We start from the raw sequence: 13,000 nt of genomic DNA, 5'->3' as shown, positions 1-13,000 counted from the left end.
CATTTTTCAGTAAATGTAAACGAGCTAAAAAAAATTGTTAAAATCTGGCTTTATAATTCTTTCCGTTAACAGTTTGATTTGAGAATTTCTAGTTCTTAGTTAAAAAGATTCCAATTGTAATTTTGTTATGACAAACTGAGGAGTTTCGTACTTAAATTTGTATCAAACAAAACAAGTAAAAAGTATCATGAGGAAGAAAGCACTATTATTTTTAGTTCTTGCAGCAGTAACAGGATTAGTAGGATTTACCGGGTTATCATTTTCCGGAATTGAAGTTATTAGAATAATGTTCCTGATTTTTGCAGACCTACTGGTGATTTCTCTTATGGCGAAATTATTTTTTCCAGAGAAACAGAAAATGAAATATCAGCCAGTAAAAAGGAGATAAAAACACATTAAATAGTACCCCAACCCGTAAGTTTATTGCTTGCGGGTTTTTTTATGGAATAATTCGTGATGCAATTATTATATTTAAAGATATTCCAACACCTATGAAAAGACTTCTACCATGTTTCATCTTTCTATTTCTCCCTTTGTTAATCATAGGGCAGGAGGTTCGAATTGCCAAGGGCAATGTTACTAAAGGCATCAATATTCCCGGATCTAAAGGTGAAACTTTCACGATTTATACTCCTTCCCAATATTCTCAGGAGAAAAAATGGCCGGTTATTTTTATCTTCGATCCAAAAGGAAGGGCATCCAGTACCGCAAATCTATTTCGTCCGGCTGCCGAAGATCAGGGTTATATTATTGCAGCCCTGGAACTTGATTTAAAATCTAAGTCTCTTGATAGTGTTATAAATACTTCAGTTTCCATGATGAACGTGGTAACCGGAACTTTAGCAATAGATCCAGAGCAAATCTATTTTGCAGGTATGGCGGAAGGAGCACAGATCGCTTCAGCGCTTACGTTAATGAATAAGAATATGGCTGGTATTCTGGCCATTAATAACTCATTTGTCAACCCAAAATTCGTTAATGATCAGGAGCCTTATATGTTTATTGGAATAGGAGGAAGTCAGGATTATATGGTTTACGAAATGGAAAGCTATCTCAAATTTTATGACAAGCGAGATTTCCCAACGGAGATCTATTACTTTGACGGTAAGGAAAATGACTGGCCGTCCAGTGCAGTCATCTATAATGCGGTTTCCGGTTTTACGCTCCAGGCAATTAGAGATGGATCAAGAGAGGCAAATAAAGATCTCGTTTCTAAATTATACCAGCAGGAACTTGATTATGTAGAAAGTCTGAGACGAACAAGGAATTACTATTCGGCATACGAGAACCTGGAAAGAATGGAAGAAAAGTACGCAGAATTTGGTTACGAGGATGAGGTTAAAGATCGAATGAAAGAGGTAAAGCGTACTAGAGGATATTCTGCTCAGAAAAGAGATTTCAAACAGGCAGTTTCCTATGAGCGTGAACAACAGGCGGAGTATGAATACCTGTTAACTTCAGATGTGATGACGCAAAACTTTCAGAATATTGGTTGGTGGGCGTACCAGATGGATGGTTTGGAAAAACTTCAGAATAGTTCTGAAAAGGCCAAAGTTGATATGGCTTACAGGTTGAAGGGTTATCTGGACTTGCTTTCCAAGCGACAGTTCGATGATATCATGAAATCCAATGCCGGAATCGATGCCAGGATCTTTATAAGTGTTTTGAGAACAGCGATTAATAAGGAAGATCCTGAAGCGTATTTTAAAATCATTTCTCTGGCTTCTTTAGACGGGGATGCTGAAACTGCTCTTTTATACCTGGAAGATCTTCTGAAGACCGGTTATGACGATTATGAAAAATTGTATTCCATCGATGGAACTCTGGACTTGAAATTTTCTGAAGAATACAATTCGATCATTCAGAAGTATCTCAAAAAATCGAAATACTAAGCTGCTTCCCTCGCCAGAAGCTTCTTCAGAAGAATAAGTAACAGGATGCATACAACGGCGAGCCCCATCATAGTATACCAGGTGAAGTCGTAACCAAAATTATCGATTAATTGCATTCCGGAGTTATGTCCAAAAATATGGCTGACTGAAAAAGCTATGCTGTAAAGCGCCATGTAACTACCGCGTTTTTTACCCTGAGACCTAATAAGAGCAAAGGAGTTTGAAAATGGAAAGGCGATCATTTCTCCAATGGTAACCAGAAGCATCCCAACAATAATAATTCCCACCCAACCGGTAAGATTTATGACCAGGAAACTTAATGCGGTTAGGAAGGCACCGAATATGACATAATTTAACGTTCCTAAATTTCGGTTTTCAAGGTATTTGATCAGCGGCATTTCAAAAAGGAATATAAAGAATCCATTCAGTCCTAATATAAGTCCGATTTCGAGTTCGCTCAGTTGATGTACTTCAGAATAGTAAAGTGGCACCGTAGAGAAATACTGGATAAATACAAGTCCGAACAGCATTAGTGCTCCTACGAATACCCAATACAGTTTATCCTGGTATGCGGAAGTGGTATTGGTGATCTCCTCTTCAGGTTCTTCCAAAGCACGTTTAGGATGAAGTAGTTTCAATAATAGAACACCTGCGAAAAGGCAGGTGATACCGTCAACCCAGAATAGACCATCATAACCAGCAGTAGCTATAATTAAACCTCCCAGTGCTGGTCCCGCTGAAAAGCCAAAATTTATCGCCAATCTTATTAATGTTAAGGATCTTGTTCTGTTCTGCGGTTTACTATAGGCGCTTATCGCAACAAACACTGCAGGTCTGAAGATATCTGCTATAGACATGACCAGGTAAATTCCCAGGCAGAACGTCCAGAAATCCTGAGGAAACTGCAGTAGAACGAATAATACGGAACTACCAATCAAACTACCAGCCATGGTTTTATAATGCCCAAATATGTCTGTGAGCTTACCACCCAGAAAAGAGCCGGTTACAGATCCCAGTCCAAAGAATGTGAGTATCCATCCCACTTGCTCCAGGCTAAATCCCTGACTCTTGGTAAGGTACAGAGAAAGAAAGGGAATAACCATAGTGCCGGCTCTATTGATCAGGGTGATCAATGCCAGTAGCCAGATTTCTTTTCTCAGTCCAGAGAACGAATCGATATAGGATGCAAATAACTTTTTCATAGACTTGTCAAGCCTCAAAATTACTTCAATTTTTCTGGTAGATATTGGTTATTTTGGGAATTAAATACATCACATGTCTTTATTCAGAAATTTCGCTATTATCCTTGTTCTTTCCATATCCTCGATATTACAGGCTCAGGTGCTGGACGCCGTAAAAGCTTCGGAAGAGTATCAAGTGCAGTTAAATGAAGATTTTAGAGATTTCGAAGAATCTCCACTAGAAAAGGAAGACCTGGAAAATTTTGATGGGCTGGAATTTTTTGTCATCGATACTACCTATATCGTTGAAGCAGAATTTATTCGAACTCCATCGGAATCTCCTTTTGAAATGCAGACAAGCACTTCCAGGACTTCAACCTATGTGAAATATGGAGAGCTTTATTTTGAACTGAAGGGAAAAGAATTTATGCTGAATTTATATCAAAATCAGAGTCTGAGATCAGATCCTGAATATTTCGATTATTTGTTCCTGCCCTTTACAGATGAGACTAACGGAATTTCAACTTATGTTGGAGGTAGATATATAGACTTCAGTATTCCTGAAGAGAAGACAGTAACTATAGATTTTAATAGGGCATATAATCCTTACTGCGCATACAGCGGCCGGTATTCCTGTCCCATTCCTCCTAAGGAGAATCATCTGGAAACATCAATACCGGCCGGTGTTAAAAAGTTCGCTAAAAACTAGAATGCATAGATAGCAGCGACCAGAAAGGAAGCCAGATCACTATTTGGTTTTAGGTCCCGATCCAGAAATGCCGGGAAATCATCTGAGACGCTATCCAGACGCAATTCAGGTTTGATGATGAGTCCGCCGGTCTGGTAACTTCCGGTTAGCGTGAAAGCAGTAATACTGGTGTCTGCTCCATAAACAACGCCTCCGTCTTCCAGTTCTTTAAAATACTCAGCTCTTAACCCAAGACCAAAATTATCTGTAAATGAAAGTTGCGGATAGATTGCTGCACCATAAAAACCTGTACCATCAGTATCCTGGTAAGTAGTATTCAATCCAAGGTAGAAGCTGTCGGTTAAATCCCAACCTGTAGTTAGATCTATTTGAAATAAACTGTCATCTGATAGTGATTGCTCACCATAGAGAAGATTCAGAAAGGCACTTCCACCGTCCACACTATAACCTAATTGGCCTCCAAAACTATATTTCCCGATAGGGTTATATTCAGTATAATCTGTAGGGTTCATGATGGCTAGCATCCCGGTCCAGTTATCGTCAAAGCTAAAGTCGGCTTTGATTCCAGTGTGGGAGAAAGGGCCGTAGGAGAACATATAAGAGGTAGAATAATTGAAATTCGCTACCGGAGAAATAACCTCGTAACCAAGGTAGGTATTCCAGTTACCAAGCGTAAATTTTAGTGCATCATTCACTTTATAGTAAGCGTATAACTGATTTACAATTTGTGCAGAACCCTGGGAGAGAAATACAGCATCTTCACCTCGGGGTCCAAATACCAGATCTGCCAGAAAGCCGACTTTATCATTTTCGTATCCCAGGATCACATTTGCCATTCCAATGGCAAAACCGGGATCATTGGCAAAAGATGTTGCGGGAGCAGCAGGGTCCAAAGTAACGGCGTCTCCACCTACGATTTCTTCAGATTGGTTAAGACCATTAAAATTTGTTCTGAAGTAAGCATCAACACTTCCGCTAATACTGAATTTTGAGGTTTCTTCGGTTTCATCTTCCTGAGCCTGCAAGCTAAATGAGAAGAATAAGAAGCATGGTACAATGAAGATTTTTATTAATTTTGAAAATGTAATTGCATGCATAATTTTAAGATTAAAACATTGTTAGTGTATTCGTTTAGCGACGGTATTACTGAATGAATTTTAAAGTTTAGCAATTATATAGCGGAGCGTTTGGAGGAACGCTCCGTTTCTATTTTTAGCTGTTATTTTTGATTTAGTCCGAAATCTGGATATGCATCCATACCATGTTCATGAATGTCCAGACCTTCAGTTTCTTCTTTTGCTGAAACTCTTAGTCCAAGAGTAAGCTTCAGAACATAGAATATGATAAATGAGGTCACAATACAGAAGACGGCATAAGCCCCAACACCAATAAGCTGGGTGATGAACTGATCTATCCCAGCCATATTTCCGAAGATGCCAACGGCAAGGGTTCCCCATATTCCGCAGATCAAATGAACGGCTACGGCACCTACAGGATCATCCAGTTTCAATTTGTCAATGAGCGCAACTCCCATTACGATAATGACACCGGCGATCGCACCAATAAGAATTGCATCTGTTGGGGACATCTGGTCTGCACCAGCAGTGATTCCTACCAGTCCACCAAGAATACCGTTTAGAAACATAGTAATATCGTAGTTCTTATAAAGGATGCTGGAGAATATAAAGGATGCTACTCCACCTGCTGCTGCTGCAAGACAGGTTGTTACCAGGGTTAAAGAGGTTAGTTCTGGATCTGCAGAAAGTACAGAACCTCCATTAAACCCAAACCATCCTAACCATAAGATTAAAACTCCTGCAGTGGCAAAAGGCATGGAATGACCAGGAAAAGCTCCAATTTTACCATCTTTGAATTTTCCAATTCTTGCTCCTAAAAGATAAATTGCAACCAGAGCTGCCCATCCACCAACTGAATGAACAAGAGTTGAACCAGCGAAATCATAGAATCCCATTTCATCAAGGAATCCGCCACCCCATTTCCAGGAACCGGCTATTGGATATACAATCCCCACATAGAGAATTACAAAGATCATAAAACTGTTTAGTTTGATCCTTTCGGCTACTGCACCAGATACAATAGTTGCTGCGGTGGCTGCAAACATTCCCTGGAATAGGAAATCTGTCCAATATGTATAGCCTTCGCTGTATGCCAGATCGAGGCTTCCATCGACTAGAGGACTATCCAGTCCAAAGCCTGCAAAACCAAAATATCCATTGAACTCTCCCGGATACATCAAATTGAATCCAAGCAGGCAATATAGTAAGAGACCTACAGTGATAATAAACAGGTTCTTAAATAATATGTTGATTGTATTCTTTTGCCTAGTAAGACCTATCTCCAAAAGAGCAAAGCCCATGTGCATAAAGAAAACGAGTGCCGTACAGATCATCATCCATACGTTATTGATAGTTAATATTCCTTCCATAATAAGTTACTGTTGAGATTGTAGTTTTTACTTGAGTGATTCTGAACCTTTTTCCTTGGTTCTTATTCGGTAGGCTTCATCAATTGTGGACACGAAGATCTTTCCATCTCCCACACTGCCGGTATATGCAGCTTCCATTAATGTTTCTATGGTTTTGTCCATGAAACTGTCTGTAACTACGATAGACAGGTATCTTCGTTGAATATCTGCGGTGCTATAGGATACACCTCGATAAACATGACCTACCTTTTCATTACCAACTCCGGTAACATCCCAGTAGCTAAAAAACGTAACTCCAATTGAGTGCAGGGCTGCTTTGGTCTTGTCAAACTCAGACTTGCGAATAATTGCTTCAATTTTTTTCATAAATGTTGATTAAGAGAGGTTTAAAGTTATTAAAAACTTTAACAGACCCTGTTAAAATACGGGTCGTCTACCAACTTTTACGATATAAATAAAAAACACCCCTATAAATTTAGGGGTATTTAAATAAAAAGTTTAAAATCGAAATATATGTATCTAAAAATCGCTTAAAAAAGTCTGGAAAGGATAATTCCGAGGAATATCGCGATAATTCCTAAGATGATACTACCTAGAAAGTATATAGAGAATGAAATATAATCACCAGATTTTATCATGTTGAAATTTTCAAATGAAAAGGTGCTGAAGGTAGTGAAGCCACCACAAAAACCAATGGCTATAAGAAAGTATAAAGGATGATTAAGCATATCCTGTCTAATAAGCCATCCAAGGGCAAGCCCTAGCAAAAAACTACCCAGAACATTAACTACTAAAGTTCCCTGGGGAATAACTCCGCCGTCATTTAAATACTTGCTTACCAAATATCGCAGACTGGATCCTAAACCACCTCCAAGAAAAACGAGTAGCAGGTTTTTAATCATCTAATGCTGTTTCTTTTTCTCCCAGTGGAATGTACAAATGAGTGATCCATTCGGCTGGATTGGCATTGTCCTTTGGTCCGGTAACGTGTACCTGGAAGAACTCTGCATCTTCCATTACTACCAGGTCGTTCTCCTGAATATACTGGTAAGCCGCATCCCAGGCTTCCTGCAAATATTCATAATCACCTTTTAAAGTGGTTTTCAACGTTTTTTGATTCGGCATAAAACCGTTCAGAACCTGGCTGTCCTGAGGTGTGATCACTTCACTCGGAGTAAAATAGGCTGCCGAATAAATGGCGGTACCTCTATCTTCATTTCTTTCATTGAAAAGAATAAAAGGTTTTCCGGTCATTTCAATATTATTAGAATTCATAAAGTTGCTCACGTCATTGGTCATATCCTCCATTTTACCCGCAATTTGGGAAAGTCGGCTCGCAGTAGTGATATAAAGATAATAACCTCCACCGTGTTGAGTCACTCCGTCCACATTGATCGTATAACTTTCGATCTCCTTTCTTATCTGCTCTTCAAGATTATCCATTCCCTGTTTGAATACCGGCTGTAATCGCTGAGTCATACTTTCATCTTCAAATAAAAATGCTGCTTTTTCAAGAAAAGTTTGATCACCCTTTAAGGTCCAGGTAGTTAAGATACTGTCATTTTGTTTTTCAAAAGACCAGGAGATATCACTGGTACTTTCTCCAAAAGTTGTCTTGAAGGTAACTTTTTGCTCAATGCTACTATGAGGGTTGGCCTTCGTGGTCACCAGCGAACCATCACCCATTTCTTCACTACTCCATTCATAATTCGCACCCTCGCCAATGGTCTTATCACCATAATTGATGATCATGTCTTCAGCACCATTCGACCATGGTTCCCATTCTTTCCATGTAGTAAGGTCATTTACCTCATCATAAAGAACTTCTTGTGGAGCTGCGATCATGCGCTGTTCCTGAACCTGATAACTTCCATCTTTGGTCGCGATATAAATGGACGCTCCAATAAATATGATTAATAGTAAGAAAAACAGGTATTTAAGAATTTTCATGATGACTGGGATTATTGGAGACTAATATAATTATTTTGGAGTGGTTGCAAGAATCAATGATTCAGCTGTGTCTTGATTATGAATAAAATGACAATAAAAGCGATGAAGGCTAGTAGTACCATCAGACTTCCTTTGTAGTATTTTTTATGCAGTTTCAGATCCTTTCGGTAACTAATGATCATAACGATGATAAATGCTACCACGAAAAAGGCAGCGAATATAAGTTGTCCGGTAGAAAACATTTAGTTAATTTTTCAGCAAAGTTAAACTTTTTAAACATTCTAATCATGAAGAAAGCTATTGCTGCTGTGGAAGAGTTTCATTCTGCATTTGGTCTTGGCGTTAAACAGAAGCCAGAGGCCAATCTTGGAAAGGCAAAGAACCTCTTGCGTTTTCATTTAATGAAGGAAGAGAACGAGGAGTATCTGGAGGCATCCAATAGCGGAAATCTTATTGAGGTCGCAGATGCTTTAGGAGATATGCTCTATATATTGTGTGGTACAATTCTCGAACATGGTATGCAGCATAAGATCGAAGAAGTTTTTGAAGAGATCCAGCGAAGTAATATGAGTAAACTGGATGAAAACGGTGAGCCAGTTTATAGAGAGGATGGAAAGGTCCTGAAAGGAGGTAATTACTTTAAACCTGAGATAGGTAAGATCCTAGAAAAATGAAAATCCCGAAAGAAAACTTCCGGGATCGTATATCATTACTGTTTAGAGGAATCTTATTTTACCTCGTAAGTCCAGTTGTAAAGATCTTCAGCTTCGTTATACTGAATTTTCATAAGTGTATCCTTAAAAAAACTGGCATAAGAATCATCCATCTTTGGTAATTCAAACTTTTCTTCTTTATAGCCGAAGCCAGCAATTGGATTGATCACTGTCGCCGTTCCAGATCCAAACATTTCTTTTAACTCTCCTTTTCTGGCAGCTTCAACGATCTCCTGAACGCTAACTCTGCGTACTTCTACTTCAATATTGTTCTCTTCCGCAAGTTTTAGAACACTCTTTCTGGTCACCCCATCAAGAATCCGGTCGTTTGTTGGTGCAGTTACGAGCTTGTTACCAATTCTAAAGAAAATATTCATTGTACCAGCCTCTTCAAGATATTCATGAGAATTGGCATCGGTCCAGATGATTTGCTGAAAACCTTCTTCTTTAGCAAGATTGGTAGGGTAGAACTGTGCTCCGTAATTACCGGCAGCCTTAGCGAATCCAACTCCACCATCTGCAGCTCTGCTATATTTTTCTGAAAATTTCACTCTCACTTCACCGCTGTAATAAGCCTGTGCCGGAGAACAAATGATCATAAATTTATATTCTTTTGCTGCGGAAGCTGAAACACCTGCCTCTGTAGCGATCACGAACGGTCTTAGATATAAACTATTTCCAAAACCTTTCTTGATCCAATCTTTATCTAACTTCAATAGTTCTTCCAGCGCCTCAAAGAAATATTCCTTCGGAAACTCAGGAATTGCCATTCGCGCACTGGATTTATTGATCCTCTCAAAATTTTGCTCTGGTCTAAAAAGCCAGATACGGTCATCTTTATCCTTATAAGCCTTCATTCCCTCGAATACAGCCTGTCCATAATGAAAAACACGCGCTGAAGGCTCTAAAGACAAAGGTCCATAAGGTCTGATAATAGGTTTTTGCCACGCACCATTTTTATAATCACATTCCATCATATGATCTGAGAAAACCTGTCCGAAAGCTAGATTATCAAAATTAGTCTTGTCTATTTTAGATTCGGTAGTCTTTTGTATCTCTATCATTAGTTGATGTTTAGTAGTTGGTGTATTATTGCGCAAATTTACCGAAATATTAGCAGAACGAAAATCTAAAGTTTTGGTAAATTTGAAGACTAACCTTTGTTTAGATATATAATCATGAAAAAATTTGCATTTATTCTTGCTTTTTTTTGTCTTTTATCCTGCGATCGAAAAAAAGATAATGATGAAGCTGAAGCTTTATTAGAAGATAATGTTGAAGCTAATTATGAATCATATGGCCAGGAAATTAGTCCTAAAGGCACTTTCTCCTCATCAGTTATGCTGGAAAAATATGAAAGTTTGCGAGGGGGAGACACTATCGATGTGAAATTTGATACCAAAATTAATAGTGTCTGTCAGAGTAAAGGCTGTTGGATGGTTCTGGAGTTACCCGGAGTGGATGATGTAATGGTGAAATTTGAAAATTATGGCTTCTTTGTTCCAAAGGATGCTATGGGTAAAGATGTGATTGTTCGTGGTAAGGCATTTATTGAAGAAACAAGTGTAGAAGAGCAACGTCATTACGCTGAGGATGCTGGCAAATCTATTGATGAGGTAATGGCGATTCGCGAACCTGTGAAAAAATTTGGTTTTACAGCTGATGGTGTTTTAATAAAAAAATAATTTGGAAAGAAAGATCATTAAAACCAGCGATGGTTCCGTGACCATACATTTACCGGAATGGGATGAACAATACCATTCCAAACATGGTGCTATTCAGGAAGCCAGGCACGTTTTTCTTAAAATGGGATTACATCACTGGTTGGAATCAAATTCAAAGAGACCACTGGAAATTCTTGAGATTGGTTTTGGAACCGGACTAAATGCTTTTTTAACTCTTTTAGAATCCAATCGTCTAGACCTTCAGATAAACTATACAGGAGTAGAAGCATATCCCGTAATTACTTCAGAAATTGAAATGCTTAATTATCCAGAGGCGGCCGACGCTACTTCAGCTGAAGACCAATTCAAAAAACTACATTCCATTCCCTGGGAAATTTCAGTCGCAATCACCGAGAAATTTTCTCTACTGAAGAATAAACTAACATTTCAGGAACTCGATATGACGAACCAGTTTGACCTCGTGTATTTTGACGCTTTTGGCGCAAGAGTTCAACCTGAGCTATGGGGTGAGGATATTTTTAATTCTATGTACAAGGCTCTAAGATCTAATGGTGTCCTTGTAACCTATGCTGCCAAAGGGAGTGTTCGTAGAGCTATGATTTCCGCTGGTTTTCACGTAGAGAAATTACCAGGACCTCCGGGGAAGCGTGAAATGTTAAGAGCTGTTAAACTATAACTGCATTCTCGTTAAACCTGTAGAATTTTGCTACACCTGCCTTTAGTCTGTTGTATATTTCTTCAAAAAAGAGATGAAAGTACTTATTACAGGAGCTACTGGAATGATTGGTTCCAGGTTGAGCGATCTATGCAGAGAGAGTGGCATGATAGTACATTATCTAACCACCAGTAAATCGAAGATTGAAAAAAGGGAAGATTACAAAGGTTTTTACTGGGATCCAAAGTCTGAAGAGATAGAAAAGGAATGTATTAATGGTGTTACCACAATCATTCATCTTGCAGGTGCCAGTATTGCTGAAAAATGGACTTCGGAATACAAAGAGACGATCATTAAGAGCAGGACCGAAACTGCGGCATTGCTTTACGATACCTTAAAGAACAACGAACACCAGGTGGAAAATTTTATTTCTGCCAGCGCTATTGGGAAATATCCGGACTCCCTGGAAAAATTATACTTTGAGGATGACGAAGTGCTTGCAGATAATTTTGTAGGAATTGTAGTGAAGAAATGGGAGGCAGCGGCAGACAGGTTTAGTAACCTTGGAATAGATGTAGCTAAAATTCGTGTTGGTCTGGTGCTATCCGAAAAAGGCGGAATGCTTGAGAAGGTCAGAAAACCTATAGAAATGAATGTTGGAGCCCCTTTGGGAAGTGGTAAACAATGGCAGAGCTGGATACACCTTGATGACCTTGCCGGTATTTTTCTTCACGCTATAGAAAGAGAGCTTACAGGAGTTTACAATGCGGTTGCTCCAAACCCGGTAACGAATAAAGAAATGACCAAGCAATTGGCAGATCAACTCAATAAACCATTATGGCTTCCAAATGTTCCAAAATTCGTACTTAAAACCATGCTTGGCGAAATGTCACAGATCGTTCTTTCCAGTCAGCTGGTAAGTTGTAAGAAGATAGAAGAACATGGATATAAATTTAAATACTCTAATCTTTCCAAAGCTTTGGAGGATCTTACTTAAAACAAAAAAGGCTGCCAGATGGCAGCCTTTTTTTTTATTATTTGATCTTTATAATTAAGCTTTCTTAGCTTCAAGATTGATCGTTAACTGAATTTCATCGTTGATGAACTGGTCTCCAAGACCTTCGAATACAGATTTAGATCCGTAGTTTACGTTCCATTTTGTACGATCGATGCTGAAATCTTTACTGCTGATAGTGTAAGTATCATCATTTTTGCTGATGGTTACAGGGAAAGTAATGTTCTTAGTAACTTCTTTCATTGTAAGATTCCCTTGTAGCATTGTAGTACCTTCTTCTTCAGTGATTCCAGTTACTTCAAAAGTAGCATCAGGATATTCCTGAACGTTAAAGAAGTCACCTTCTTTTCCTTCTACAGTTCCCATAAGGTGAGCCTCAAGATTTGACTTCTCTTCTCCTTCAAGATCTGTAACTTCGATAGACTGCATATCGATCACGAAAGTTCCACTCTGGATCGTAGAGTCTGTAGCCATAAATGTACCTTCTTTCACAGCGATAGTTCCTGTGTGATTTCCAGTTGGCTTAGAACCCTGCCATTCGATAGTGGAAGCAGTAGTATCTACTTTATATTCCATTGCTTCAGCTTCAGCAGTTGCCGCATCTTTCGCGTCAGCTGTTTCAGCTTCGTTATTGTTATTTTTACATGCTGTAAAACCAAGTCCAAGACTAGCTACTACAAATGCATTCAGTAATAATTTTTTCATTGTTAAAGTTTTTTATATTCCGCGCAAAAGTAAATTGAAAATCAAACCG

General features: G+C 38.8%; 16 protein-coding genes. 7 read left to right on the top strand and 9 right to left on the bottom strand.

The genetic code is table 11. The features are described from left to right. Window positions 1-187 precede the first annotated feature (187 nt). Window positions 188-388, top strand: a complete 201-nt coding sequence (locus tag JM79_RS12590; protein WP_141878484.1) for a DUF1328 domain-containing protein — start codon at window positions 188-190, stop codon at window positions 386-388. Between the two features lie 103 nt (window positions 389-491). After that, window positions 492-1,892, top strand: a complete 1,401-nt coding sequence (locus tag JM79_RS12585; protein ID WP_141878483.1) for a hypothetical protein — start codon at window positions 492-494, stop codon at window positions 1,890-1,892. Here JM79_RS12585 and JM79_RS12580 read toward each other — a convergent pair. Then, a complete protein-coding gene (locus tag JM79_RS12580; RefSeq protein ID WP_141878482.1) occupies window positions 1,889-3,094 on the bottom strand; it encodes an MFS transporter in 1,206 nt (401 codons plus the stop codon). The two genes, JM79_RS12585 and JM79_RS12580, sit on opposite strands and share 4 nt — an antisense overlap. Window positions 3,095-3,167: 73 nt before the next feature. Here JM79_RS12580 and JM79_RS12575 point away from each other — a divergent pair, with 73 nt between their 5' ends. After that, entirely contained in the window at window positions 3,168-3,782 is a 615-nt protein-coding gene (locus tag JM79_RS12575) for a DUF1684 domain-containing protein (RefSeq protein ID WP_141878481.1), read from the top strand. On the opposite strand, the gene JM79_RS12570 is transcribed toward JM79_RS12575, so the two are convergent. The 6 genes from JM79_RS12570 to JM79_RS16255 all read right to left on the bottom strand — a co-directional run bounded on the left by JM79_RS12570 (window position 3,779) and on the right by JM79_RS16255 (window position 8,420). Continuing rightward, complete coding sequence (locus JM79_RS12570) at window positions 3,779-4,879, bottom strand: porin (protein WP_141878480.1); 1,101 nt, start codon at window positions 4,877-4,879, stop codon at window positions 3,779-3,781. The two genes, JM79_RS12575 and JM79_RS12570, sit on opposite strands and share 4 nt — an antisense overlap. Before the next feature lie 122 nt (window positions 4,880-5,001). Then, window positions 5,002-6,228 carry an ammonium transporter gene (gene amt, locus JM79_RS12565; RefSeq protein WP_141878479.1) on the bottom strand — a complete coding sequence of 409 codons (1,227 nt, stop codon included), beginning with the start codon at window positions 6,226-6,228 and terminating at the stop codon, window positions 5,002-5,004. A 27-nt stretch (window positions 6,229-6,255) separates the two neighbouring features. Next, window positions 6,256-6,594 carry a P-II family nitrogen regulator gene (locus JM79_RS12560; protein ID WP_141878478.1) on the bottom strand — a complete coding sequence of 113 codons (339 nt, stop codon included), beginning with the start codon at window positions 6,592-6,594 and terminating at the stop codon, window positions 6,256-6,258. Window positions 6,595-6,758: 164 nt separating this feature from the next. Continuing rightward, window positions 6,759-7,130, bottom strand: a complete 372-nt coding sequence (crcB, locus tag JM79_RS12555; protein ID WP_347707210.1) for a fluoride efflux transporter CrcB — start codon at window positions 7,128-7,130, stop codon at window positions 6,759-6,761. Further along, on the bottom strand, window positions 7,123-8,178 hold the full coding sequence (locus JM79_RS12550; RefSeq protein WP_141878477.1) for a GyrI-like domain-containing protein: 1,056 nt from the start codon (window positions 8,176-8,178) through the stop codon (window positions 7,123-7,125). Before JM79_RS12550 ends, crcB begins: the two co-directional genes overlap by 8 nt. A gap of 53 nt (window positions 8,179-8,231) precedes the next feature. Next, complete coding sequence (locus JM79_RS16255; protein ID WP_141878476.1) at window positions 8,232-8,420, bottom strand: DUF3810 domain-containing protein; 189 nt, start codon at window positions 8,418-8,420, stop codon at window positions 8,232-8,234. Window positions 8,421-8,465: 45 nt separating this feature from the next. Here JM79_RS16255 and JM79_RS12540 point away from each other — a divergent pair, with 45 nt between their 5' ends. Then, on the top strand, window positions 8,466-8,852 hold the full coding sequence (locus JM79_RS12540) for a nucleoside triphosphate pyrophosphohydrolase family protein (RefSeq protein ID WP_141878475.1): 387 nt from the start codon (window positions 8,466-8,468) through the stop codon (window positions 8,850-8,852). Window positions 8,853-8,905: 53 nt separating this feature from the next. On the opposite strand, the gene JM79_RS12535 is transcribed toward JM79_RS12540, so the two are convergent. After that, window positions 8,906-9,955 (bottom strand): branched-chain amino acid aminotransferase, encoded by a 1,050-nt coding sequence (locus JM79_RS12535; protein WP_141878474.1) that lies wholly within the window; start codon window positions 9,953-9,955, stop codon window positions 8,906-8,908. A gap of 114 nt (window positions 9,956-10,069) precedes the next feature. Here JM79_RS12535 and JM79_RS12530 point away from each other — a divergent pair, with 114 nt between their 5' ends. The 3 genes from JM79_RS12530 to JM79_RS12520 all read left to right on the top strand — a co-directional run bounded on the left by JM79_RS12530 (window position 10,070) and on the right by JM79_RS12520 (window position 12,228). Further along, window positions 10,070-10,576 carry a DUF4920 domain-containing protein gene (locus JM79_RS12530; RefSeq protein WP_141878473.1) on the top strand — a complete coding sequence of 169 codons (507 nt, stop codon included), beginning with the start codon at window positions 10,070-10,072 and terminating at the stop codon, window positions 10,574-10,576. A gap of 1 nt (window position 10,577) precedes the next feature. Beyond that, window positions 10,578-11,252, top strand: a complete 675-nt coding sequence (gene mnmD, locus JM79_RS12525; RefSeq protein WP_141878472.1) for a tRNA (5-methylaminomethyl-2-thiouridine)(34)-methyltransferase MnmD — start codon at window positions 10,578-10,580, stop codon at window positions 11,250-11,252. 73 nt (window positions 11,253-11,325) lie between these two features. Further along, the gene (locus tag JM79_RS12520; protein ID WP_141878471.1) at window positions 11,326-12,228 is read left to right on the top strand and encodes a TIGR01777 family oxidoreductase; all 903 of its coding nucleotides are present in this window, start codon (window positions 11,326-11,328) and stop codon (window positions 12,226-12,228) included. 54 nt (window positions 12,229-12,282) lie between these two features. Here the strand turns inward: JM79_RS12520 and JM79_RS12515 are convergent, their stop codons facing one another. Further along, window positions 12,283-12,951, bottom strand: coding sequence for a YceI family protein (locus JM79_RS12515; RefSeq protein WP_141878470.1), 669 nt, complete (start codon window positions 12,949-12,951; stop codon window positions 12,283-12,285). Window positions 12,952-13,000: the final 49 nt, after the last annotated feature.

This window comes from Gramella sp. Hel_I_59 (genome assembly GCF_006714895.1).
Taxonomy (GTDB): Bacteria; Bacteroidota; Bacteroidia; order Flavobacteriales; family Flavobacteriaceae; genus Christiangramia.
This window is presented reverse-complemented; position numbering and strand designations above follow the sequence as displayed.